Raw genomic sequence first — 24,645 nt, forward strand, 5'->3', positions numbered from 1 at the left:
TGACTAGACTGCTCCCTGTCATTAATGAAGGGAGCCATGATGGAAGAGTTGGAAGTCATTAGAGAAGACAATGTTTTGCTGACCCGTCTGGACGACGTCAGTAAACTGATACAAACCAATAGCCTCTGGTATCTGACCTTTGGCCTGGCCTGCTGTGCCGTGGAAATGATACAGGCAGCAGCATCACGTTATGACATGGAGCGATTTGGCATGATACCGCGGGCCAGCCCCAGGCAGGCTGACCTGATGATCGTCGCCGGTACACTGACCAATAAAATGGCACCAGCCCTGCGCCGTATCTATGACCAGATGGCAGAGCCGCGCTATGTCATTTCCATGGGGTCATGTGCGAATGGCGGTGGTTATTATCATTACTCCTACTCGGTGGTGCGTGGTTGTGACCGTATCGTGCCTGTGGATGTGTACATACCCGGTTGCCCACCAACCGCCGAGGCCCTGATTTACGGGATCATACAATTACAGCGCAAGATACGCAGCAAGACCATGATAGAGCTCTAGCTGCTAGCCTTTTCCTGCTTGTGCAAATACGGGGGCATGCTTCTTTTGCCCCATCAAAATGCATTTCCCTGTAGTTCCCCGCACAAATCCCCGCATCTCCCCGCATCTATTTCCCAATCAAGCTGCATGGCGCGGTATGCGCTATGAGAGCTATCGCACACAAGATCCTGCATGGATTTATTACAATCTGCAATTTCTCATTGATTTTTGCCGAATGGGATTCTGATTGTAAAAACTATATAATCAAAAATTAAAGAATTTTGACATTCCCCTGCTGTGCATAAATAGCCAGACAGGGATACGGTGTTTGCCTGGTTGCCGTATCCAGGAATGCTGAATCAATACTGCGATCAGAACGAACCGGAAAACGTATGAGTACCCAAAGACACAGTACCAGGCCCTATTCAGTCAACTTCTTCCCTATGCAAAGGCAGGAAAAAGCATGATCACGCCAGTCTCCCAAACTGACCAGGACGATTTCAAGCGCATCCTTTTCCGCAATATTTCACTCCCGCTGGTGGTTGGCGTGATCAGTGCCGCCATCTTTGTCGGCATGATTTTCTATTTATTGTCTGCGCTGAAATGGGTGGAGCATACCGTACAGGTGATCGCCAATATCAATGAAGCATCACAATACTCTGTCAATTTGCAGAGTGGCATGCGTGGTTATCTGGTGACAGGTGAGGAAAGTGTTCTTGCTACCTATGATGTTGATAAATCGCAAATAGCCAACCGCCTGCACAGCCTGGAACAGATGGTCAGTGATAATCCTGTGCAAGTCGACCGCTTCAAACGCATACAAAGTCTGCAAGCCGAATGGGAAAAATACTCGCTGGGCATCATAGACATGAAGCGTAACAAGCAAGACTATCTGGCTGCCATCGGTGCCGGGCGTGGCCGGGCCTTGTTTACCCAGATACGCAATGAGTTCGATGATGCCATTACGATGGAAAGAAGTTTGCTATGGGAGCGTAATAACGCATCCAAGCAAACTGTCACGATGATTATTGGTATCTACCTGACGATTTCACTAATACTCGCTGGTTTATTGGCCATGCTGGGCAGGCGTGATTTGCTGAGTCTGTCTACTTCTTATAGTAATGCCCTCAAAAAACATGCAGATCATGCGCTGGTATTGCAGCAGCAGGCGTGGTTGAAATCTGGTCAGACTGAACTGACCGAGCAAGTCATAGGTCAACTGGCGGCACCCGCTGTGGGAGATCGTGTACTTGAATTTTTGGCAAAATATTTGAATGTCAGTGTTGCTGCTTTTTATGTGCGTGAAGGCAATAATGTACTGCAAAGAGTCGCATCTTATGGCTTTTCCAAAGATGAAAATCTGGGGAATTCATTCCTTTGGGGTGAAAGCCTGGTCGGGCAGGCGGCCAGTGAAAACCGTATATTGACATTGCGTGATGTTCCAGATAACTACCTGAAAGTAGCCTCTGGCCTGGGGAGTAGCAAACCAAAAATGCTGGTGTTGCTGCCTTTCTCCAATGAAGCCAAAGTCATTGGGGTCGTGGAACTGGGTTTCATGGACTCTGTGCAGGAGCGTGATCTCGACTTGCTCAAACTGCTTGCAGACAATATAGGCACCTCCATAGGTGCCGCACTGTATCGTCAGCAATTGCAGGATGTGCTGGCAGAAACCCAGCAATTGAATGAAGAACTGCAGGTGCAGCAAGAAGAACTGCGTACCGCCAATGAAGAGCTGGAAGAACAGTCACGTGTATTGGAAGAATCACAAGCAAATCTGGAAAATCAAAAAGCTGAACTTGAACAAATCAATGATCAACTGACAGAACAGACGGGCGCGCTGGACCGTAAAAATGCCGCCCTGAATACGGCGCAAGTCGAGCTGGAAAAAAATGCCCAGGATTTGCAAAGAGCGAGCAAGTACAAATCAGAATTCCTGGCGAATATGTCGCATGAATTGCGCACGCCCCTGAATAGCTCATTGATACTGGCAAAGTTGTTGTCGGATAATAAAAAGGGTAATCTGGATGATGAACAAATCAAGTTTGCCCAGACTATTTATTCTGCTGGCAATGATTTGCTGAATCTGATCAATGACATTCTCGATATTTCCAAGGTAGAAGCGGGCAAGCTGGAACTGAGCCCGCAGCAAATAGTTTTGCGCAGAATGGCGGAAGAATTAAGCAGGACTTTCCAGCCTCTGGCAAACCAGAAGAAACTGACATTCGCAGTAGAAATCGAGCCTGGTGCGCCAGACTTGATCGTCTCCGACCCTGCACGGGTAGATCAGATATTAAAGAACCTGTTATCAAATGCCATCAAGTTCACCGAAGCCGGGACCGTGACTTTACGTATTGCTGCAGATCAAAATCACATGATCAGTTTTGCCGTGTCTGATTCTGGCATAGGCATAGCAGCAGACCAGCATGAAACGATATTTGAGGCATTCCAGCAGGCTGATGGCACGATTAACCGCCGTTATGGTGGCACTGGCCTGGGCTTGTCAATTTCGCGCGACCTTAGCAAATTGTTGAGTGGCAGTATCCGGGTTTGCAGTACGATAGGCAAGGGCAGTACATTTACCCTGACGCTGCCAGAGCAATGGCAGACTCCGGTAGTGACTGAAAATCAAGCTGTGCGACAGCCTGCTTCTGCATCTGCCACGACAGCAGCGCAACTTCCCGTCGCCCCGCAGTCTTTTGCAACTGCGAGTGCATCCGAGCCCACAACTGTGATGGCAGTCGCGACTGTCGAATTCCCGGACGACAGGGCTAATCTTTCTACCCGTAACCGCACCATCCTGGTTATCGAAGATGAGCTGACATTCGCCGGCATCCTTTATGAGCTGGCGCATGAAATGCAGTTTAATTGTCTGGTTGCACAAAGCGCGCAAGAAGGGCTGGCGCTGACACGTCAGTTCTTGCCAGATGCCATTCTGCTGGATATCCGCCTGCCTGACCGTTCTGGCCTGACAGTTTTGCAGCAATTGAAAGAAGATTCGCTGACCCGTCACATCCCTATCCATATGGTATCGGGCATGGAGCGCAGTGATGCCGCCATGCATCTGGGTGCGATAGGTTATGCGAATAAACCGGTGACACGTGACCAGTTGAAAAATGTGTTCCATAAACTGGAAGAGAAATTTACTCAGGAAATCAAACGTATCCTGGTGGTCGAAGATGATGCACGTCAAAGAGACAGCGTCATCCAGTTGCTGGGTGATTTGAATGTGGAAATTACCGCAGTAGAACTGGGTGAGCAGGCTTTGCAGTTATTGCGCACGACGGTATTCGATTGCATGATCATTGATCTCAAATTGCCAGACATCCAGGGGCATGAGTTATTGCAACGCATGACGCTGGAAAATATCCCGTCCTTCCCGCCTGTGATTGTTTACACCGGTAGGAATCTGACGCAGGCTGAAGAAGCTGATCTGATGAAATACTCGCGCTCCATCATCCTGAAAGGCGCACGCTCACCAGAGCGCCTGCTTGATGAAGTGACGCTGTTCCTGCACAAGGTAGAGTCGCAATTGCCATCGCAGGCGCAGAATATGCTGAAAGAGGTGCGTAGCCGTGACCGTATCTTTGAAGGTCGCAAGATTTTGCTGGTCGATGATGATGTCCGCAATATTTTCGCCCTGACCAGTGCACTGGAGCAAAAAGGCGTGAATGTGCAGATAGGCCGCAATGGTTTTGAGGCCATCTCCAAACTTGATGAAGTGCCCGATATTGACCTGGTTTTGATGGATGTCATGATGCCGGGCATGGACGGGCTGGAAGCAACCCGACGCATACGGCAGGATGCACGCTTCCAGAAATTGCCCATCATTGCGGTGACAGCCAAAGCAATGAAAGACGATCAGGAACAATGCATGCTGGCTGGCGCCACGGATTACCTGGCCAAGCCTATTGATCTTGACCGCCTGTATGCACTGTTACGTATTTGGATGCCACACCTGGAGCGCCATGCAGATTAGTATTAATGACATAGAGCTGCGCTTGCTGATGGAAGCAATCTATCTCAAGTACAGCTATGATTTTCGTGATTACGCCGGTTCTTCACAAAGGCGCAGGGTGTCGCACGCCATCAATCAACTGGGATGTGCGACTATTTCTGCATTGCAGGAAAAAGTCTTGCATGACCCAAAAGTGTTTTCGCAATTACTACAGTTCCTGACGATACCTGTTTCATCGATGTTCCGCGATCCGACTTATTTTTTTGGATTGCGCGAACAGGTTTTGCCATTTTTGAAAACTTACCCTTCTCTCAAAATCTGGATTGCCGGGTGCAGCACAGGTGAGGAAGTGTATTCCATGGCCATCATGCTGCGTGAAGAGGGCTTGCTGGAGCGTACGCTGATTTATGCGACAGATATCAATCCGCAGTCACTGGAAACAGCCAAGAAGGGTATTTATCCGCTAGAAAAAATCGAGAGCTATGCCAGCAATTATCTAAAGTCTGGTGGCCTGCATAATTTGTCTGATTACTACACTGCCGCCTATGACACGGCCCTGTTTGATCGTAGCCTGACAGAGAATATTACTTTTGCCGACCATAGTCTGGCAACCGACAGTGTATTTTCAGAAACGCATCTGGTGTGCTGTCGCAATGTGCTGATCTATTTTAACAAGGGCTTGCAAAACCGGGCACTGGGTTTGTTTCATGAGTCGCTTTGTCATAAAGGTTTCCTGACATTGGGCAGTAAAGAAAGCCTGGACTTCTCTGCCTATGCGGACAAGTTCACAGCATTGTCAAAGCAAGATCGTTTGTTCCGCAAGATTTGACTGACGCGACCATGCCCGGTGCGGACATAAAAAAAACAATCGTGATCGGCGCCTCGGCTGGGGGTATCAGTGCATTGCAAGACATATTGACGGGTTTGCCAGCTGATTATGGCTTACCTATTATTGTCTTGCTGCATTTGCCAGAGAACCGTGAAAGCAAATTGGTTGAACTGTTCGCACATTTTGTAAAATTGCCAGTCCGTGAGGCGCGTGATAAGGATATCATCAGCGCTGGCACGATTTATTTTGCCAGTGCCGGTTATCACTTGTCGATAGAAACAGATTACAGTTTTTCCTTAAGCTGTGAAGCGCCAGTATTTTTTTCGCGCCCTTCAATTGATATCCTGATGGAGTCTGCTGCCCATGTGTATGGCAGGCACCTGGTGGGTATATTACTGACAGGCGCCAATCAGGACGGGGCTTATGGCTTGAGTTGTATTGCAAATCATGGGGGATTAACGGTAGTCCAGGATCCTGGCGAGGCGCAAGTTGCCACCATGCCGAAGGCCGCCCTAGCGCAAATGCAGCCTGATTTGATACTGCCCTTGCATGAGATTCATCAGTTGTTATTAAGATTGAAAACCACAGTATGAACACGAACAATATAGCGAAACTTTTGATCGTCGATGACAAGCCAGAAAACCTGCAGGCGCTGGAGGCTATCATCCGTCATGAGGGCCGTCAGATTTTCCAGGCTGCATCTGGTGACCAGGCGCTGGCATTATTGCTGGAGCATGAATTTGCCATGGCCATACTGGATGTGCAAATGCCGGACATGAATGGTTTTGAACTGGCCGAGATGATGCGCAGTACAGAAAAAACGCGGCATATTCCCATCGTTTTTGTCAGTGCAGCAGGCAAGGAACTCAATTATGCCTTCAAGGGGTATGAAACAGGCGCAGTAGATTTTTTGCACAAACCTCTGGATATTCATGCAGTGCAAAGCAAGGTAAATGTCTTCGTTGCCCTGTATCAGCAACGTAATGAAAGCCGCAGGCAAGTGCTGGCGCTGGAAATCAGCCGGGCCCAGCAGGAAGCTTTGCTGAAAGACTTGCATTTTGCGCAGGAAGAATTACAGCGTGCTGTGCGCATGCGCGATGATTTCATGTCCATGGTCGCGCATGAGTTACGCACACCCTTGAATACCCTGTTTCTGGAATCCCAGTTACGTACCCTGCAACTGGACCGCAACAACACTGAGTTTTTTAATGAGACTAACATGCGCAAAATGGTGGAGCGTGACCGCCGCCAGATTGAGAGCATGGTACGTCTGATTGATGACATGCTGGATGTCTCGCGCATCAGGAGCGGTCAGTTATCCATACGCCGTCAACCTACCGAGCTGGCCAGTTTGCTGCAACGTGTCGTCAATGACCTGAGTGCTCAGGCAGTTTCGAGCGGCAGCCACATAGAGCTCGAAGCCATAGAACCAGTGACCGGCATGTGGGACCAGTTCCGCATTGAGCAAATGCTCATCAACCTGCTGACCAATGCATTGCGCTATGGGGCCAAAAGACCGATTACCGTGTCTGGTGTGGTGCAGGAAGACAGTGTGCACATCCGGGTACAGGACAGGGGCATAGGTATCTCCGATGAAAACCTGCAACGTATTTTTGCGCCATTTGAGCGTGCCCTGAATTCAGATTCCTCTGGCGGCCTGGGCCTGGGCTTGTATATCACCCGGCAACTGGCAGAATCACATGGCGGATTTGTCATGGTCGAAAGCGTGGTCGATGAAGGTTCTACCTTTACAGTCGTATTGCCTTTGACAGAAACCTGAATCCAATATTTATGGGGTTGTAGTGAGCTGGAATTTTTGTATGAGGGGTAACAGGTATATGTAAGCAATGCCAGGTGTTACCAGCAATTGCGTCAGGTGATCATTCTTGTAAATCATGGTGATGGTGCTGGCGTCCTGCGTAGATTCCCAGATCGACATGTCTGCGGTGAAATTCATGTAGTGCCATGCGCCATCTGCTTCCGAGAAGCCATCCCAGATCAACTGGGACAGCTTATCGGCTCCGGCAAAATCAGCCCAGTCTATGGTTTGATCACCATTCCTGGGCCTGATTTCAATTGTTGTCATCAGCCCCGGCTTTGATATACCACTTTATCGAGACTGGCTTCACCAAAGGCATCGGCATTGCTGAGGTAATCATCAAAAGGGCCGAGCTTGCTGATTTCTGTGCCATTGCGGAAAACCAGTTGCAAGCCATTTTCTTCATCCCAGTCACAATCGCATTCCACTGAAACATACACCGTCTTGTCGCCATTCGGGCGCTGGCTTACCAGGGCTTCATAGCCATACTGTATATGCTGCCACACATCTGCAGGCTGGGCTATCTGCACCACATCGAGTTTTTCTGATTTGCGGTAGTTGGCTGTGTCCTGATAATAGGCATAGATATCAGCCTCTGCCTTTGTCAGGACGGCAGGATCAAGCTTGATGAAATTGGCAATGGCATTGTGAAAGTCTGCCTTGCTGGCATCGTCGGCTTCATCATAGCCTTCGAGCAGGAATTCATATTCCTGTTCTTGCAAGGCTGGTATCAGTACAGGCTGGCTGATGTACCAGCCATTTTCTTCATCTTTTTCTACTGGGCCAAGTCCGGGGATGTTCATAGTGGGTTTTCTTTAGTGGTAGTGAGACAGGCAATATTTGCCGTAACCACTATTGTCCCACACTACCTGCCTGAGTTTGCGCTTCTGCTTCCGGATGTTGCTGTACCCCTGTTGTGTCATACAACTGGATTTCATTTAAATGATCGAGGCAATGGATTTCATCCGGACTCAGGCCCACCCTGAGTTTTTTGTCGGCACTATTCAACTGGGCGTGATTGACCAGCAGGCGGGTCTTGGCGATCAGGTCAGCCGTGTGCAGCAGATGACCGAGCGGGCTCCATTCTATGGCCTTGCTGCCACCAGTCTGCTGTTGCAGGGCCAATATGACATGCGCAGGAAATTCCCAGCGCTGGGCAACACGGTAAGATAGGGTTGCTGCAACTGAGGCGAATATGGGCTGAAAGGCAGGGGAATACTTGAATTTGCCTTGCACACATACCTGGTCCAGCAGCCGGAAGGCAATGATGAGGCCAACATTTTTCATCAAGCCAGTCAAAAAGGCATGGAAGGGGTCCATATCACGCGCCAGGGTATGGCAGGCAACTGCGCATTTTTCTGACTGTGCCCAGATGTGCGGGGCGGCACGGCGGGTGAATTTACCTGCATTGAGGTTGATGATGGGGCGGAAGGCGACCTTGGAGATCACCAGACGCAAGCCTTCTTCACCCAATATCATGACGGCTTTTTCCAGGCTATTGATGCGGTCAGCCGGGTTGTACAGGGCGCTATTGACGGTATTGATGACTTCCCCGACCAGCACCACATCCTTGACGATCTGGCCCGACAATTCTCCGGTAGAGATAGTTTTGCTGCGCAGGCTGTTCAGCAACTGGGGTATCACGCTGGGCACGCGTGGCACGATGACGGCATCGTTGAGGTCAGATGCCAGCAGTTTATACAAGGCTTGCATGGCAAGTTGTTCATTATCGATGAGGCTGCTGCCTTCACCGGGGTAGCCCATGATCCAGTCAAAGAACAGGGTCTCTACCGGCAGCGCAGGTTTCCAGGCGCTGAGTTTTGTTGGATTGATAGTGGCGCTGGTGGCGGCTTGTGGAGCAGGCGCTGGTGCAGAAGTTAGTGTGGAATTTGGCGCAGAATTCGACGCAGAATTTGGCACAGGAGCGGGCTCAGCTTTTGGTATTGCAATGACAGGTTCGTGCTGGACAGTGGTTGCTGGCGCAACTGCCTTGGGGCTTGCCACGGGCTCAGCCACAGGCGCAGATGCAGGCTGGGCGCTGACTGGCGCGGCCTGTTCTGCACCGAACAGGCGGTTGAAGAATTTGCTCAGGGTATTCGCCATGGCTGCCCTTTCGATTCAAACTGAGATAGCGCATCTTGATGCTGTTGATGTTCAAGACTCGCCAGAAGTTTCAGTGTGTATATTTGCCGTGGGCATGTCAATCCCAGGCCAGGCTTATCGTGACTTTGTTGTCAGGTTTTAACTTAAATTGTCATTCGCCAGCAGCAAGCTGGGCATTCAGTATGGCAATTTCAGCCATGATTTCTGCCGGAAATTCTTCCCTTGCCCATTCCCGGTATTCACCTTGCGCATAGGCCAGGCCATTCTTGTAATACATATAGGCATTCAGACGGTTGCGCACATAATTGTTTTGCGTGCGTATGACCTTGCCTGGTGTGCCCATGACGATGGAATTATCAGGAATGACAGTAGCTTCTTTCAGAAAAGTATGTCCCGCAATAATGCAGTTATTGCCTATCACGCAGCCATCCATGATGGTGGAATTGATACCTATCAGGCAGTTATCACCGATGGTGCAGCCATGAATGGCGCAATGATGGGTAATGGAGCAATGGCTGCCTATGATGGTCGGGGTCTGGTCACCGATATGCAGCATGACAAAGTCCTGGATATTCGTATAAGCACCGATGATGATTTCCTTATGCTCAGACCGTGCCACCACATTCATCCAGATCGAGGCATTCTGGCCTATGCTGATCTTGCCATACAGCTGCGCTGTTTCATGGATATACGCGGGCTTGTCGAGTGTGACATCCGGACCGATGAAAGCCATTTGCTCTCCCCCAAAAATAAACTGAGATAAACTGAGATAAACTGAGTCAGCGAATCAAAGATAACAGCATACTGCCTTACAGATGCATTTGCAGAAGTATTCTGATGGCGATTATCCAGCACACCGCCATGCCAGACAGATACAGCATTGCCCGCCAGGGTTGCAGGCCACGCAGATAGACGATGGTGTGAAGGTAGCGTATCAGTACATAGCTGCCAAACAGCCAGTTGGCGCTTGCTTGCGTGCCACCGAGCAAGGTATAAGTCAGCGCCAGGGCCAGGAAGAGCGGCAGGTTTTCTACATCATTGCGCCAGACGCGGGCGCAGCGCTGTACCAGGTCGGCCTCTGCTTCTACAGAGCGCAGGCCAAACATGCCTGCATCCTCTGGCAAGAGATAGCGACGGCTGCGTATGCGGCTGATTACCTGTACGCCGCTCAGCAGGCTGGCTTTGACGAATAGAGCCAGCAGGGCCAGTACAAAGCCCGACAGGGCGGGATAGCTCATCATACTGCCCTCTCTGCGTCTTGTTTGCCGTTGCGTGCATCCCTGGCCGTCGTAAATTGCGCGATTTGCTGGCTTGAGGGACGCAAGCCACTCATGGACCATCCCTCAGCCTCGCTTTCCTGGATATTGATCCAGATGGATTTCTTGAATTCAGCGTTGCCACCACCTTCCACTTCTACCAGTACATCGGCAATTTTTTCCAGCAGGCGCTGTTTCTGCTCTATGTTCAGCATTCCTTTAATTGTGTTGATTTGCACGTAGGGCATGTCGTACTCCTTGTCTGTTGTAAGAGACTTCATTGTGCAGTGTGCAGAAAAGTACTACCATTGGCTGAATCGACAAAAAAAGGTGTTTATTGGACAGGCGGTAAAAATTGGACAAGGCAGCCAAATGACAATGAAGACAACAAATGAAGGAATCATACGCATAGGCGTACTGGTCTATCCCGGCTGCCTGCGCAGCGGGGCAGTCATGCCGCTGGATGTATTTACCATTGCCAATACCCTGGCAGGCATACGCCCTGCGGGTAGCAAGCCTGTGCAATTTGAAGCCTTCTGGGTCAGCGCCCGTGGTGACATACTGCAAGAAGTAGATGGCCTGCATTTTCAGGCACACGATATTCATAAGCAAAAGCTTGATGCCCTCATGGTGCCTGGCGTAGATCACAGAGACAGCAACCAGCTTGATGGCTTGCTTGATGCGCTGGCACCTGAGCAGGCATTGATGGAGACTTATTTGCAGCAGGATAGTCTGCTGATTTCCAGTTGTTCCAGCACCAGCCTGCTAGCCAGGACGGGCAAGCTTGATGGTCGCCGTGCGACTACTAGCTGGTGGCTCAGCGCATATTTTCGCAAGAATTTCCCGCAGGTTTTACTGGAGGCAGAAGAGCTCATCGTCGTGGATGGCCAACTGGTATCTTCTGGCGGCGTGACTTCTTATATCGATTTGTCGTTATGGCTGGTAGGACATTTTGCGGGGGAAGAACTGCGCCAGATGACGGCCAAGATACTGGTGGTTGATGCCAATAGAAACAGCCAGGCGCCCTATGTCGCCAAGGCCATCATGCAGGATCAGGGTCATGCCGTTATTGAGCGTGCACGGCGCTGGCTGAACAAGCGCCTGGATCAACAATGGGCCATGGCTGACCTGGCCAGTTATTGCAATGTCAGCCAACGGACTTTGCTCAGGCGCTTCCAGGAATCGATGAAACTCAGCCCCATCCACTATGTGCAACAATTAAGGGTGGAGCGCGCCAAGGCTTTGCTGGAAACCACCCGCCTGTCTCTCGAAGATATTACAGCGCGTTGTGGTTATGAAGATGTGTCGAGCTTTAGTAAAATCTTCAAGCAATGGGCACAAGTGACGCCCAAGGATTACCGGCGCAGGTTTGGATTGAGATTCTAGAGTGCATAAGGACGGCAATGGATAACAGACATATAGCGATCATTGGTGGTGGCGTCATCGGCAGTGCGGTGGCCTACTTTTTAGCCGTGCATCCCCGTTTCCAGGGCAGGATCACCGTGCTCGAACGTGACCCGACCTATACCCACGCCTCGTCCGCCCTGTCTGCCAGTTCGATACGCCAGCAATTCAGCACACCGCTGAATATACAGATGTCGCAATTCGGCATCGCCTTCCTGCGTGACTTGCATCAGCATCTCGCTGTTGATGGCGAGTTGCCGGAACTCGGTCTCAGCGAACATGGTTATCTGTATCTTGCCAGCGATGCTGGCGCGGCCACTTTGCGTGAAAATCATGAGATACAAAAGCATGAAAATGTTGATGTCGCCCTGCTAGCTCAAGATGCATTGAAGCAGAAATTTCCCTGGCTGAACGTCGATGACCTGGCACTGGGTTCGCTGGGTCTCAGTGGCGAAGGCTGGTTTGATGGTTATGCCTTGCTGATGGCCTTTCGCCGCAAGGCGCGCAGCCTGGGTGTCAGTTATCTGCAGGCAGATGCGCAAGGCTTTGAGCATGAGAAGGGCAGAGTAAGCGGCGTACGTTTGCAGGATGGTTCTGTCATTCAATGTGATGTCGCCGTCAATGCAGCCGGTGCCTGGGCGCGACCTTTACTGCTGGGTACCGGTTTTGATTTGCCCGTGGTTGGCCGCAAACGTACGGTGTTCGTCGTCTCCAGCCCGGCGCAGACGCCCGCTTGCCCACTCATCATAGATCCATCCGGGCTATGGTTGCGGCCAGAAGGCCAGCACTGGATATGTGGCTTGCCACCGGAAGATGATCCTGATGACGTACCGCTGGAAGCAGATTATGAGCAGTTCGATACAGTCTGGCAAATCATGGCCAATCGCGTTCTCGCTTTTGAAGCCCTGCGCATGCAAAGAGCCTGGGCTGGCTATTATGAATACCATGTGTTTGACCAGAATGCCGTCATCGGTGCACACCCGCAATTAGCGAACCTGATACTGGCGAATGGATTTAGCGGCCATGGCATGCAACACGCACCCGCTACCGGGCGCGGTATTGCAGAGCTATTGATAGATGGCACTTACCGCAGCCTGGATTTATCGCCCTTGTCTGCCCAACGCATACTTGATGGCAGGCCGCTGCTGGAAAAGAATGTGATTTAAGAGTGTGATTTAAGAGCGTGATTTAAAGCTGTCCACTTATGCAGCCTTGGCAGCATAAGCATCCAGCTCATCGAGCCAGACCTGCTTTTGTTCAGGCGTGACAAACGAGGCTTCAAAGGCATTGCGCGCCAGTTGCAGCAATTCTTCCTTGCCCAGTTCCAGCGCGTCGGCGGTGGCGATGTAATTCGCATTCATGTATCCACCAAAATAAGCCGGGTCATCTGAATTGATGGTCACGCACAAACCGGCCCGCAACATGCGCGCCAGGTTGTGTTCGCGCATATCCTTGACTACGCACAACTTTAAATTTGACAAGGGGCAGACCGTCAGTGGCATGCGGCTTTGCTGCAACCTGGCCATGAGGGCTGGATCTTCTTCTGCACGCACACCGTGGTCTATGCGTTCGACTTGCAAGACATCCAGGGCGCTATGGATATAGGTTGGCGGGCCTTCTTCGCCAGCATGTGCGACCAGGCGAAAACCCATGGCTTGCGCGATCGTGAACACGTGGGCGAATTTTTCTGGCGGGTTGCCGACTTCGGCAGAATCCAGACCCACACCTGTCCACAGGTCAGCGTATTCATCGCGCAAGGGCAGGGCTGCTTCCAGCGTGGCTATGGCATCTTCTTCACTGAGGTGACGCAGGAAGCACAAGATCATCGCACCAGAAAACCCATGTCTGGCACGCGCTTCACGCAAGGCGCGGGCGATGCCGGAAAACACGGTAGTGATATGTATGCCGCGCGCAGTATGGGTTTGCGGGTCAAAGAACAATTCTACATGGCGCACATTGTCAGCCAGGGCGCGTTCTATATAGGCATGCGTCAGGTCAAAAAAATCCTGCTCGGTTTGCAGCACGGCAGCACCGGCGTAATACAGGTCCAGGAAAGACTGCAAGTCTGCAAAGTCGTAGGCAGCGCGTACTTCTTCTACGCTGGCATACGGTAATTGCACGCCGTTTTTTTGCGCGAGAGCAAACATCAGTTCAGGTTCCAGCGAACCTTCTATATGCAAATGTAATTCTGCCTTGGGCAGGCCGCGGATAAAGTCGTGCAGTTGAGTATTCATGATCTTGAACCTGAAAAAGGGTAATGCCAGATAAAAAATATGGCAATGATACGCTGAAGATATCACTGCACCCTTTTCAGGATATCAAAACCAGGTGATGTTCTGTATAGATGGCCGCATATTGATACAGGCCAGTGCTTGATGATGTGGGATTTTTACAGCCAGCAGAGTTGAACAGGCGCAAAGTAGTACGGGCTAGTATTTGCTAGTATGGACGACGGCCATAGCCATCGCCCCTATCCATCGCCCATATTGATTATCGCGTCGTTTTCATTGTCTGCCGGTGGTGCCGGATACCTGTTGGTACAGATTAGTGCAGATTAGTGCAACAACACGCTTTGACCCATATAGCCATCAAACTGGCCAAGGAAATCATCGATTTCTTCTATGCTGGGTTCATTGGCGATCAGTTCAGTCACGTCCTTGCGGAAATTAATCGCCAGCGGGCCGCCAATAAACCATTCACGGCGTACTGCCTTGTCGGTAATCTCATAACCACCAAAGCGCAGGGCTTCGTGGTCAGTATCTGCGCCATATTCGATGACGCTATATTGATCGCTGTTGTAAATGATATTCATTTTATGCATCCTTTCTGGCTGGAGGGGATGCCTCCGGGTTAACCGTACATGATGTAAATACAGCGAATTTCAAGCAATAGCCGATGATGAAGCTAAGCGTGGAACGATTTTGAGGCTGTGATGCTCGCTAGGCTTCCTCAACGGCACTTGCGACTGCGTTACTGTGCTGTTACCAAGTATTACGGCATGGCAACGTCTAGACTTTAGCGACTTAACATTGGTTCACAAGCTAGTGTCTGATGTGACTATTCTGGCATTGACGACGCTACATCATATTGATTTTGAAAAGATCAAGAATTCGGCGTACCAGTGCTGTTGATTTCAAGCAAGTTAGTGTAGGCAGGGTCCTGGAGTGTTAGCAGGAGTTTATCCAGGTGGGCATCACTGGCGATGCCTAAATATATATTAGCTGGTTTTTGCCTGAGGGCGCGGTTCAATGTGACGCGCAGGCTGAGGTTGCCTATGCAACAGAAGCAGCCGGGGGCAATGCGGCTGACGTGCAGCAGCTCAGTGGGGTGCAGGATATCTTGCCCATCAGGCAAGCCTTCGAGGATGACGACATTTTTGTCGGTGGCGGCGCTGTTGCCTGCGCTGTTACAAGGTAAACAGGCAAGGGAGGCTGCAATTGCCGCCTCCCTTTCGGTGTAACTTGCGCCATGTATCAGATGTAATTGCGCTTTTGCTGCTGTCACTTTGCACTCACGCCGTACTCACGTTCTATTCACATTCTACTCACGCACTACCCATATCATGCTGTGTTGCAATATTATTCACCACGTTTCGCATACTTCATGGACTCAACGCCCAGCTGCTTCAGTTTGCGGTACAGGTGCGTGCGTTCCAGGCCGGTTTTTTCTGCCACTCTGGTCATGCTGCCGCCTTCGCGGTTCAGGTGGTATTCAAAATAAATGCGTTCAAAAGCATCCCTGGCTTCGCGTAACGGCAAGTCAAACGACAGGCTGGCGAACTGATTATTTGGTGCAGCAGCAACAGGCTGGGCAGCAGAAAAATGCCTGGCTTCATAGGCCGGTGTTGCATTGCCAAAACTGCCGGACATGCCCGTACTGGCAGGATTATCATTGCTGATCACGCGCAAGGCAGGTGCTGCCGGTTTGGCTGGCTCTGTGCTGCGAGTCAGGCCTTGCTGCACTGCTTTCAACAGTTTTTGCAGGGCGATGGGTTTTTCCAGGAAATTCAAGGCACCTATCCGTGTTGCTTCAACCGCTGTATCTATCGTGGCATGACCTGACATCATGATCACAGGCATCGTCAGCAAGCCGTCACGCTGCCATTCTTTTAACAGGGTAACGCCATCCGTGTCCGGCATCCAGATATCGAGCAAGACCAGATCCGGCCTGGCTTCCTGTCTGGCAAGACGCGCCTGCTGAGCATTTTCAGCAAGTTGAACCACATGACCTTCATCACCGAGAATTTCAGACAACAATTCACGGATACCCATTTCATCATCTACGACCAATATATTTGCCATAAATCTACCCTATTACCGCCTCTATGTTTTTTTGGGTGCTTCTTACCGTTCGATGTTCAAGTCTGCATATGGTTTGCTCCAGACGGGCTGGTGAAAACGATGTGCTTGCGTTGAATGACAATTTCAAAGTGCCCCTTCTGCTCTTTAGCCGTATTCCTCTTTTGGGAATATCGGAACAACTACTGCGCAACAAATACTGCACAACTATTACTGCACAACTATTACTGCAAGTACGGCGAACTTATGCCGTATTTGAATCCGGTGCTAACTTTAACAGCAAAATCGCTACTTTTGCACCGTTTGTATCGCTGCGATTTTGAATATCGATCCTGCCGCCATGTTCATCAATGATTTTCTTCACCATTGCCAGCCCCAGACCGGTGCCGCGTGGTTTGGAAGTGGCATAGGGTTCAAAAGCCCGAGCCAGGATTTTGCTGGAAAATCCCGGGCCGTTATCGATAATTGACAGGCGTACCGCAGAGCGCGCGATCTGGTCCGTTCCAGTGTAGCGCACTACATCGGTGATGACATCAATACGCGCTACAAAACCGGGAGTGGTATTGTCTGCAACCGCATCCTGGGCGTTTTGTAAAAGATTGTGAATTACCTGACGCATCTGGGTGGCGTCACCCATGACCTTGGGCAAATTCGCTGCCATGGTCAGTTTGATGGCGTCCCTGCCATCGCCGGCGATATACAGGTGCAGCACTTCATCAATCAGGCCAGCCAGATTCAAAGGCATGAGCACCGCTGGCGGCGTACGCGCATAGTCACGGAAATCATCGACCATACGTTTCATCGATGTCACCTGGTTGACGATGGTGGTCGTGCTCTTGTTGAGTATCAGTACATCGGTTTCGCTGAGCTTGTCCTGCAATTTCATTTGCAGGCGTTCTGCCGACAATTGTATCGGTGTCAGCGGATTCTTGATTTCATGTGCGAGGCGGCGCGCTACTTCACCCCAGGCAATGGAACGCTGTGCAGAAATGATGTTGCTGATGTCATCGAATACGACAACATAGCCACTGCCCGACGCCACCGGCAAATGCGAGCCGCGCGCCAGCAGGGTAATGCTTTGTTCGTCTTCTGCGACGACGGCTTCACCTGGTGCACTCGGTGTTGCTGGCGTTGCAGCTTTCTTGCCTTTATTCGGACGCGGCACTTCAATTTGCTGTTGCCAGTGCTGCTCGCGTTCATTTTCACCGCCGGCGGCTGACTGTGCATGCTGCTCAGAAAAAGCCTTGGAAATGGCAAAGGCAAAGGCCTGCATGCCATCAATATCGGCCAGCGGCTTATTGATTTCACTTTCCAGCCTGCGTTGCAGGATACGTTCTACCGATTCATTGCAAGTCACCAGATTGCCATTCTGGTCCAGCACCATCACACCGGCCGACATATTCGCCAGCACAGATTCCAGATAGGCTTTGGCATTTTCCAGCTCATTACGGTTTTTTTCTACCGTGGCACGGGCATCGAATAATTGCCTGGTCATGGTGTTGAAAGACTTGGTCAGGCTGCCCAGCTCATCGGTGCTGGTGACAATGGGGCGGGGTGAGAAATTACCCTCGGTCACGGCCTTGGTACCTTCTGCCAGCAGCAACAGCGGTCTGGCCAGTTCACCTGATATCAAAAACGCGCTGGTAATCGCAGCGACTATCGCCAGCAATAATGTCAGCGTCAGGGTGATGATGTACATCTTTTTCAGATTCACCCGGCCTATCGAGCGCACCTGGTATTCGCGCGAGGCATTGCTCAGCGCTTCGGCATGCATGGCCAGATTGGCTGGTACAGGTTGTATTAATTGCAGGTACAGGGCTTCATTTTGCAGGGATATCCAGCCAGTCGTCATGCGCAGTGGCACCACCACGCGCGAGCGCAGGATGCGGGCAGGTTCAGGTGCCAATGCCGGTCTGGTGGCACCACGGGTTTCTGCGCTGATGGCTGAACTTGCCGCGCTTGCAGAACTTGCTGAGCTGGTAGTGGGATCATCCGTTGCAGGCTGTATCAGCTTTTCATCCCTGGCAGCGTAATAACGCGACAACTTGACTTGCCTGATCATTTCAGACGTAGGCAATTCAGGCAGCAGGCTACCGACATTATCATTGGCAGAGGCGATCAGGCGGCCCTTGCTATTGACGATAGTGGCTTCCTGTATCTGCATGCGTTCACGCAGGCGCGACAAGTGGATGGACATCGAGCTTTCAGATGGATCAGACAATTCTGAAGCCATGTCATTGGCCTTGGATTGCAAATCCGCCAGTAAGAAATCAAGCGCAGTCAGCCCCATGTTTTTGCCAGAATCGAGCGCAGACTCGACCTTGACATCAAACCAGGATTCGATGGAGCGAGAGACAAACTGTACCGACACCAGGTAAATCACACTGCCCGGCAAAATACCGACGAGGGCAAACAAGACCACCAGCCTGGTCATCAGCTTGGAACCGAACTCCTTGGCACGGAAACGGCGAAACAAACGCAACACCAGCGTCAGCACCAGTACCAGCAAGGCCATCGCAACCACGGCATTGGCGTCCAGCAGCCATTCATAGTAACGCTCAAAGCGCGAGGAATTCTCTGAAACAGTGGTCAGGAAAAACAGCAGGATGCTCATCAGAGCACCGCCGATAATTAGTGCATACCGCAAAAATCTTGTCACTTGTCTTCAGCCTTGAAGGAAAAACGCTTCCACTCGGTTTTCTGGCTCCAGTGACTGTCGTTAAAGCTGGGTATCTGCAAATGCATGGGGATCTTGCTCAGGCCCATGCGCAATTGCAAGGCAACATTATAGGTGGCACCGGCCGAGAGCAGGGATTTGTCAGCAATCAGCCAGCGATTCGGGCGTGTCACCAGGTTCAGGGCAGTGTCGAGAGAGGCGAAGTTTTGTTGCAAGCCATTATTAATGGTGACGGTATATTGCTGCGTCCACTCATTATAGGCAATCCTGACCAGGTATTCGCTGCGCACGACCTTTTCGTCCACCCAGTACCAGCGTGAACGGGTCAGCTCTACCTCAGTCGTGAACGATACCGGGATGCCATCGCGGATAGCCTTGCGCAAGCTGTCACTGAGTTCCAGCGAGAAACTGGCGGCCAGACGGTAACCCTCGTCACTGGCTTCTATCCTGGCGGTTTTGACTTCCACATCGGCAGCCTGGGCCGCAGGCACCACTGCCATTGCCAACAGCGCCAACATCAAAGTCAGCGAAAACTGGCGCAGCAGGGAAGCGAAACGTCTGAACATGCAATCAATACGGAAACAAAAGTCTGCTAATGATAGCTTGAACTTGTTGGCATTCGTTAATTTTGCAGTGGTTTTTGAAACAATGCATAGAACAAACCGTCATGTTCGTTGTTGCTTTCGGACGTATTGCCCATGATGGGCAGTAATTGGCCTGGTGCATCCAGGCGTTCTGCCCCGTTGCGGGTGGCAAAGGCGGCCGCCTGGGCTTCGGATTCCAGCGGCCAGATTGAGCAGGTGACCATCAGCATCTTGCCGCCCGGTTTCAGCATGCGCCACAGATTATCCAGAATGCGGGCGGACAGGGCCGCCAGTTGGGCGGCATCGGTCTTGCGGCGCAGCCAGCGGCTGTCCGGGTGACGCCTGACCACGCCAGAGGCCGTGCAGGGCACGTCAGCCAAGATGCGGTCATACGGCTGGCTATCCCACCAGTTATTACGGGTGGCATCGCCTTCCTTGATGGTCGCAAACAATTTCAGGCGCGCCAGGTTTTCATGAATGCGCTGGATACGGGCCGGGTCGGTATCGACGGCAGTCAGTTCAATATCGGCCAGTTCCAGCAAATGGCCAGTCTTGCCGCCGGGGGCCGCACAGGCGTCAAGCACCCGCATGCCTGACTGCACATCCAGCAAAGGAGCGGCCAGTTGCGCTGCGGCATCCTGCACGGATACCACGCCAGCTTCAAAGCCGGGGATGTTCAGTACCGGCATAGGACGGTCAAGGCGCACGGCAAACGGGCCTATCTGGCTGGCACTGATTTGCTGGCTGGCCAGTAATTCCAGATAAGCAGCGACCGTACTGGCACGCTGGTTGACCCGCAAAGTCAAAGGCGGGGCATGGTTGCCACAGCTTAAGATCGCTTGCCAGTCTTGCGGGTAGGCAGCCTTGCATTGATCTACCCACCATTGCGGGTAATTCCAGGCGGCTGCCGGTTGCTTCATGACCAGCTTCAGTAATTCATCTTTTTCGCGCAGGTAGCGGCGCAGTACGGCATTCACCATGCCCTTGGCAAATACCATGTGCGGGCTGGAGGTGGCGGCGTTCACTGCCTGATCCACCACCACAAATTCTTCATACGCTTTTTCTTCATCACCTTCATTGCCCACCAGCAAGGTCAGGGCGCAACACAGCATGCTATATAACAATGCCGGTTCCGGCGTCTTGTTGGTCATGATCTTCAGCAAGGCATCAACCCGGCCCACCTGGCGCATGGTACGGTAGGCAATATCCTGGATTGCTCCACGGGCTTGCGGCAAAGGGTTGGTTTGCGTAAATACCCGCGTCAACGCCTGTGGCAGTGCCGTACCTTCCAGCACATAGGCCACTGCCTGTGCTGCACCGACCAGGCTGAAAGCCAGCGAGTCTGTCTTGACATCTACCGTCTCAAATTCGACCTGTGGCTTATTGCTGTCGCGGGATGTATTACCTGCGCGCGCAGTGCTGTCATTCGCATTGCCACTCGCTGCATTGGTACTGCGGGCAGGTTTGGCTGGTCGGCCCAGGGTTTTTCTTGGTTGATCTTGCATATTTTTATTGGATGGATTCGCAATACTGCAATAAATTGCCTTTGTGGCAATTTAACATAAATTCGCCCGCCAGCACATTCTGCCCATAAAACTGGCAGACCGGATCATGGCGAAAGGGCGCTAGTGTAACAGCCTTGCTGCCTTAATCTGTTTTCTTCAGGGCGAAACCATACCTGGCTGGTTTCCAATTCCATGTTCACCATCAGATAAACTGCTTTCAGGCGGCTTTTTGTATCTGTTCCAAAGGGGTAAATTGCTGGAGTTCCAACCAGGTGCGCAAGTCGTCGAATACCCTGGTGGCATCGAGCTCATTAAATATCTCGTGATAGAAACCGGCGTAAAAATGCTCACTGAACCGGGACGCATCCAATTTTTCCAGAAAACGCCTGCTGCCGGCAGGATCGACCAGGTGATCGTCCTCTGCCACCATCAGCAGCAGGGGGATGCTTAATTCCGTAGCATGGGCATGGCAATAATCCATGGCCTGCAACATGCTGGTCAGCAGGCGTGCGCTCAGGCGGGTATGCACCAGGGCATCGTTTTGATAGGCAAGTACCACTTCGCCATCATGGGATAAATAGCGGGTTTGCAAGCCATTTGGCAAGCCAACGCCGGGGATCAGGCTGGAAGCTACTTTCAGCAAGCCATGTTGCAGGCTGGACATACGTATCGCCAGCGCAGGGGAAGATAAAATCAGCGCGCGCAAGGGGCTTAATTGCTCCAGCGCATAACGGGCAGCGAACAGGCCGCCCATGCTATGCCCTAATAATATGGGCGGGCCAGCCAGTGACTGGCTAAAGTCACTGATTACCATTTGCGTATCACGCAAGAGGCACATCGAGTCTGGTACGTCACCGCTGCCACCGTCAGACTGACCATGGCCGCGGTGATCATAAGTCCGCACGACAAAACCCAGGGCATTGAAGAATCTGGCAACATGGGCATAGCGGCCACAGTGTTCGCCCAGGCCATGCATGATGACTACCCCTTGCCGGGGCTGCTCCATGAGCGCATCTGCCAGTGGCCAGTCACGTACAAAGATGGCTTTGCCATCACTGGTCTGTAATTCAAATTCCCTGGTATTTTCTACGTGGGAAGTCATGGCTTTACACGCCCCACATCACTTCGCGCTGCATCTTGTTGGCGGCGTGCAGCATTTCAAGCACAGGGAAGGCCCTGGTCGCAAAGCTCACTGTTTCTGGCGCTTCGTGGTCATTGTCATCACCGTTCTCATTGTGGTGTGCATTGACGTCGCGGCTGACTTCTTCAGAAATTGGATGTGCCTTGCTTTCGGCAACGGCAGCTTCTATGGTTTGTATGGCGTGTGGCAGTTCAGGCGGCGTGATGATGCCGCGATCTACATCTTTATTCAACAATTCCAGGATGCGACGCGCATGTTCCTTGTACATGGTGATTTCTGTAGCAGCTTTGGATTTAAACGTGATCAGCATGGGCGTTTCCCTTTTTTTCTAAGACATGTGGAGATAATGCGGCCAAACACCTGCAGTGCGCTAGCGGCACTGGGCTGGCTGCGCGTCCTTATATAATAATCCCAAATCAGCGGCTTGTCGTTTCAGATTGTTGCTTCAGTTGGATTTGAAAGACGTCATATAGGTGTCGATGACATCCTGTTTCATGTCTTTTTCCTGACCAAGCATGATAATTTGATATGCCCAGGGGCCACGTACCAGAAAACGCCCCACCATCGTGACAGGTTGGCCATTGCGCAGTTTGCCGTGCACTTGAAGCATGTCTGCACTCAGGCTTTTGCTGGTTTCCGGTGTTCCCTGAATGTTGTTGATCATGCCTTTTTTCATAGCTTCCATGATCAGGCCTGCTTTGCCGGCATCTTCCGCCTTGGTACTGCCAACGGCAAAACTGATGCCGCCGACTTCACCGGCCAGCATATCCATTTTCACTTTGATGCCTTCGAGCTGCATGTCCTTGCTGTCACTCAGGGGTTTGCCCGGCATCAGGATGGTGAAAGGTGCATTGGTGCCGCGCGCATCGCGCCAGTCAAATTTAGGGCTGCAGGCATTCAGCAGTAGCAGGCTGGCAAGCATCAGGGCACAACGGAGTACAGGTTTCATGGAGATCAAATCGATAAGATTGCAGGAAGACATTCATGTTTATAGCTTTCTTGCCGTCAACAACATGTCTCAAGTGCTACATGATAATTCCTTTGTACAGAGCGCGCCTGTTTTTGCATCTGAAAGAAGGTCCGCAAAATTGGCAGGTGTTTTCCTCTCTGTCTTCAGCAACAAGCCATTCTGTGCAGGTATACAGTGGGGTATTATGACAACTGCGCATGACAACTGCGCACGACAACTACGTTTAGACCATTCTGCAAAGGCAGGTCTGGTAAGTTTTCATTTCATTTTTTGGTGCCGTGATGTCATTTTTTAAGTTCTCCGGGATTTTTTTGCTGATGCTGACATCGCTGACGGCTTGCGACCGTCTGGGTTTGCCCGATCCAGCCAGGGACGCCGCAGCGCGCGAATCAGATGCCCGTGCCACCGGCAGCGCTTGCCGCCATGCTGGCCGCGCCATAGAAGATTGTTATGCCCTCAATCCCGATGCCGCCCGTTCAGCCGTGTATGCGGGATGGAAGGAAATGAACGACTATATGCGGGAAAACAAAATTGATGTCGTCAAACCCGAACTGGCGAAATCAGAAGCTCCCAAAGCCGAAGAAAGCAGCGCTTCAGCCAGTGCCAAGGCTCCAAAGTAGAGATCAATTAGAAATCAAGTAGAGATCAGGCAATGCTGGTACGCACCATGCAGCCAGCCGATCTGGCGGCTGTCTATCACATACAGACCCAGGCTTATGTAGCCGACATGGTGGAAGCCCCGGCATTACTGGCCAGCCGCCTGGCGGCTGCACCAACTTGTGCCTGGGTGGTTGAGCGAGGGGATAAGGTAGTCGCTTACCTCGCTGCCTATCCCTCACGCCATGGGAGAATATCTGCCCTGGGGCAAGAGTTTCAGCCGGCCCAGCCAGCCAATGCGCTTTACCTGCATGATATGGCGGTTGCACCTGAACAGGCCGGACAAGGGCTGGCGCGTGCCATGCTTGCCTCTGCGCTGGAATATGCAGGCGCACAAGGCTGGCAATATGTCTGCCTGGTGTCTGTGCAAAGTACCCAGTCTTACTGGCAAGGCCAGGGATTCATGGAGCAGACTCAATTGAATGAAGAGCAACAGGCAAAGCTGGGCACTTATGTCGGGCCAGCCTGTTACATGATCAGGGAGCTGTAAGGCAGCAAAAGAAAAAAGCGGCTTTGCCAGCCAGGGTGGCTGGGCAAATCCGCTTTGTTAAACTGATCAGTCTGGTCAGTCTGATCAGTTTGGCGTAATGCTTATTCTTCGGCCTTGCTGCCAGCCTTTTCCTTCTTGTAGATGATTTTCTTCTTGCCGCCTTCGCAGGTGCCAACCACACGGTGTTTGGTTTCAGTGTCTTTGGAGACTACCTGCAGGCTGTAGTTGTTAACTCCTTTACCTTCCAGCTTTGCCGCCACCTTGTCCTTGATCGTTTCGCAGGAAGTGACTTCGGCCCAGGCCGGTGCGCTGCTGAGCAATAAACTGATGGCCAGACTTTTGATCCAAACGCTTTTTCTCATTTTGCCCGTTCCCTTTCCAAGTTTTTTTATATACGCCCCCTGGCAAACCATGCTTGCTTCGTCTCTGGGGTATCTTCTTAAAACCGTAACATTTCCC

At 51.5% G+C, this 24,645-nt stretch carries 26 protein-coding genes; 9 read left to right on the forward strand and 17 right to left on the reverse strand.

From position 1 onward, the window contains the following. Positions 1-39 precede the first annotated feature (39 nt). The 5 genes from ACO0LI_RS03445 to ACO0LI_RS03465 all read left to right on the forward strand — a co-directional run bounded on the left by ACO0LI_RS03445 (position 40) and on the right by ACO0LI_RS03465 (position 7,062). Positions 40-519, forward strand: coding sequence for a NuoB/complex I 20 kDa subunit family protein (locus tag ACO0LI_RS03445; RefSeq protein ID WP_423030856.1), 480 nt, complete (start codon positions 40-42; stop codon positions 517-519). A gap of 442 nt (positions 520-961) precedes the next feature. Then, positions 962-4,474: a response regulator gene (locus tag ACO0LI_RS03450; protein WP_423030858.1), complete on the forward strand. Its 3,513-nt coding sequence runs from the start codon at positions 962-964 to the stop codon at positions 4,472-4,474. Then, the gene (locus ACO0LI_RS03455; RefSeq protein ID WP_422949311.1) at positions 4,464-5,282 is read left to right on the forward strand and encodes a CheR family methyltransferase; all 819 of its coding nucleotides are present in this window, start codon (positions 4,464-4,466) and stop codon (positions 5,280-5,282) included. The genes ACO0LI_RS03450 and ACO0LI_RS03455 overlap by 11 nt, the downstream gene beginning before the upstream one ends. 41 nt (positions 5,283-5,323) lie before the next feature. Beyond that, a complete protein-coding gene (locus tag ACO0LI_RS03460; protein ID WP_423030860.1) occupies positions 5,324-5,875 on the forward strand; it encodes a chemotaxis protein CheB in 552 nt (183 codons plus the stop codon). After that, the gene (locus ACO0LI_RS03465; protein WP_423030862.1) at positions 5,872-7,062 is read left to right on the forward strand and encodes a hybrid sensor histidine kinase/response regulator; all 1,191 of its coding nucleotides are present in this window, start codon (positions 5,872-5,874) and stop codon (positions 7,060-7,062) included. Before ACO0LI_RS03460 ends, ACO0LI_RS03465 begins: the two co-directional genes overlap by 4 nt. 9 nt (positions 7,063-7,071) lie before the next feature. Here the strand turns inward: ACO0LI_RS03465 and ACO0LI_RS03470 are convergent, their stop codons facing one another. The 6 genes from ACO0LI_RS03470 to ACO0LI_RS03495 all read right to left on the reverse strand — a co-directional run bounded on the left by ACO0LI_RS03470 (position 7,072) and on the right by ACO0LI_RS03495 (position 10,708). Then, entirely contained in the window at positions 7,072-7,368 is a 297-nt protein-coding gene (locus ACO0LI_RS03470) for a hypothetical protein (protein WP_423030863.1), read from the reverse strand. Continuing rightward, a complete protein-coding gene (locus ACO0LI_RS03475) occupies positions 7,368-7,904 on the reverse strand; it encodes a DUF6985 domain-containing protein (protein ID WP_423030865.1) in 537 nt (178 codons plus the stop codon). Before ACO0LI_RS03475 ends, ACO0LI_RS03470 begins: the two co-directional genes overlap by 1 nt. Before the next feature lie 49 nt (positions 7,905-7,953). Then, positions 7,954-9,204 carry an HDOD domain-containing protein gene (locus ACO0LI_RS03480; RefSeq protein WP_423030867.1) on the reverse strand — a complete coding sequence of 417 codons (1,251 nt, stop codon included), beginning with the start codon at positions 9,202-9,204 and terminating at the stop codon, positions 7,954-7,956. A 151-nt stretch (positions 9,205-9,355) separates the two neighbouring features. Next, the gene (locus tag ACO0LI_RS03485) at positions 9,356-9,937 is read right to left on the reverse strand and encodes a gamma carbonic anhydrase family protein (protein ID WP_423030869.1); all 582 of its coding nucleotides are present in this window, start codon (positions 9,935-9,937) and stop codon (positions 9,356-9,358) included. A gap of 76 nt (positions 9,938-10,013) precedes the next feature. Then, positions 10,014-10,442 carry an MAPEG family protein gene (locus tag ACO0LI_RS03490; protein WP_423030871.1) on the reverse strand — a complete coding sequence of 143 codons (429 nt, stop codon included), beginning with the start codon at positions 10,440-10,442 and terminating at the stop codon, positions 10,014-10,016. After that, on the reverse strand, positions 10,442-10,708 hold the full coding sequence (locus tag ACO0LI_RS03495; protein WP_422949303.1) for a tautomerase family protein: 267 nt from the start codon (positions 10,706-10,708) through the stop codon (positions 10,442-10,444). Before ACO0LI_RS03495 ends, ACO0LI_RS03490 begins: the two co-directional genes overlap by 1 nt. Before the next feature lie 124 nt (positions 10,709-10,832). Between ACO0LI_RS03495 and ACO0LI_RS03500 the strand changes: the two genes are divergently transcribed. Then, positions 10,833-11,846: a GlxA family transcriptional regulator gene (locus tag ACO0LI_RS03500; protein ID WP_423030873.1), complete on the forward strand. Its 1,014-nt coding sequence runs from the start codon at positions 10,833-10,835 to the stop codon at positions 11,844-11,846. A 17-nt stretch (positions 11,847-11,863) separates the two neighbouring features. Further along, positions 11,864-13,030, forward strand: a complete 1,167-nt coding sequence (locus ACO0LI_RS03505; RefSeq protein WP_423030875.1) for an NAD(P)/FAD-dependent oxidoreductase — start codon at positions 11,864-11,866, stop codon at positions 13,028-13,030. Positions 13,031-13,066: 36 nt separating this feature from the next. Here the strand turns inward: ACO0LI_RS03505 and ACO0LI_RS03510 are convergent, their stop codons facing one another. From ACO0LI_RS03510 to ACO0LI_RS03555, 10 genes are all read right to left on the reverse strand, one after another. Then, positions 13,067-14,098, reverse strand: a complete 1,032-nt coding sequence (locus ACO0LI_RS03510; RefSeq protein WP_423030877.1) for an adenosine deaminase — start codon at positions 14,096-14,098, stop codon at positions 13,067-13,069. A 320-nt stretch (positions 14,099-14,418) separates the two neighbouring features. Next, entirely contained in the window at positions 14,419-14,676 is a 258-nt protein-coding gene (locus ACO0LI_RS03515) for a BTH_I0359 family protein (RefSeq protein ID WP_422949299.1), read from the reverse strand. Positions 14,677-14,966: 290 nt separating this feature from the next. Further along, on the reverse strand, positions 14,967-15,368 hold the full coding sequence (locus ACO0LI_RS03520; RefSeq protein ID WP_423030879.1) for a GTPase: 402 nt from the start codon (positions 15,366-15,368) through the stop codon (positions 14,967-14,969). Positions 15,369-15,442: 74 nt separating this feature from the next. Beyond that, the gene (locus tag ACO0LI_RS03525) at positions 15,443-16,165 is read right to left on the reverse strand and encodes a response regulator (protein ID WP_423030881.1); all 723 of its coding nucleotides are present in this window, start codon (positions 16,163-16,165) and stop codon (positions 15,443-15,445) included. Positions 16,166-16,406: 241 nt separating this feature from the next. Continuing rightward, entirely contained in the window at positions 16,407-18,821 is a 2,415-nt protein-coding gene (locus ACO0LI_RS03530; RefSeq protein WP_423030883.1) for an ATP-binding protein, read from the reverse strand. Continuing rightward, positions 18,818-19,405, reverse strand: coding sequence for a DUF4390 domain-containing protein (locus ACO0LI_RS03535; protein ID WP_423030885.1), 588 nt, complete (start codon positions 19,403-19,405; stop codon positions 18,818-18,820). The genes ACO0LI_RS03530 and ACO0LI_RS03535 overlap by 4 nt, the downstream gene beginning before the upstream one ends. A gap of 56 nt (positions 19,406-19,461) precedes the next feature. Then, complete coding sequence (gene rsmB, locus ACO0LI_RS03540) at positions 19,462-20,928, reverse strand: 16S rRNA (cytosine(967)-C(5))-methyltransferase RsmB (protein WP_423030887.1); 1,467 nt, start codon at positions 20,926-20,928, stop codon at positions 19,462-19,464. Positions 20,929-21,145: 217 nt separating this feature from the next. Further along, the gene (locus tag ACO0LI_RS03545) at positions 21,146-22,030 is read right to left on the reverse strand and encodes a lysophospholipase (RefSeq protein ID WP_423030889.1); all 885 of its coding nucleotides are present in this window, start codon (positions 22,028-22,030) and stop codon (positions 21,146-21,148) included. A gap of 4 nt (positions 22,031-22,034) precedes the next feature. Beyond that, complete coding sequence (locus ACO0LI_RS03550; protein ID WP_422949292.1) at positions 22,035-22,379, reverse strand: DUF1840 domain-containing protein; 345 nt, start codon at positions 22,377-22,379, stop codon at positions 22,035-22,037. A gap of 135 nt (positions 22,380-22,514) precedes the next feature. Further along, positions 22,515-23,018 carry a hypothetical protein gene (locus ACO0LI_RS03555; protein WP_423030891.1) on the reverse strand — a complete coding sequence of 168 codons (504 nt, stop codon included), beginning with the start codon at positions 23,016-23,018 and terminating at the stop codon, positions 22,515-22,517. A gap of 302 nt (positions 23,019-23,320) precedes the next feature. On the opposite strand from ACO0LI_RS03555, the gene ACO0LI_RS03560 reads away from it, so the two are divergent. Together ACO0LI_RS03560 and ACO0LI_RS03565 are read left to right on the forward strand one after the other, a co-directional pair. Further along, positions 23,321-23,659 (forward strand): hypothetical protein, encoded by a 339-nt coding sequence (locus ACO0LI_RS03560; protein ID WP_423030893.1) that lies wholly within the window; start codon positions 23,321-23,323, stop codon positions 23,657-23,659. Positions 23,660-23,691: 32 nt separating this feature from the next. Next, the gene (locus ACO0LI_RS03565; protein ID WP_423030895.1) at positions 23,692-24,186 is read left to right on the forward strand and encodes a GNAT family N-acetyltransferase; all 495 of its coding nucleotides are present in this window, start codon (positions 23,692-23,694) and stop codon (positions 24,184-24,186) included. Between the two features lie 101 nt (positions 24,187-24,287). Here the strand turns inward: ACO0LI_RS03565 and ACO0LI_RS03570 are convergent, their stop codons facing one another. Beyond that, positions 24,288-24,548 carry a DUF1161 domain-containing protein gene (locus ACO0LI_RS03570; RefSeq protein ID WP_422949288.1) on the reverse strand — a complete coding sequence of 87 codons (261 nt, stop codon included), beginning with the start codon at positions 24,546-24,548 and terminating at the stop codon, positions 24,288-24,290. Between the last annotated feature and the right edge of the window lie 97 nt (positions 24,549-24,645).

Origin of the sequence: Undibacterium sp. Tian12W (assembly GCF_049339405.1) — a bacterium.
Lineage (GTDB): Bacteria > Pseudomonadota > Gammaproteobacteria > Burkholderiales > Burkholderiaceae_D > Undibacterium.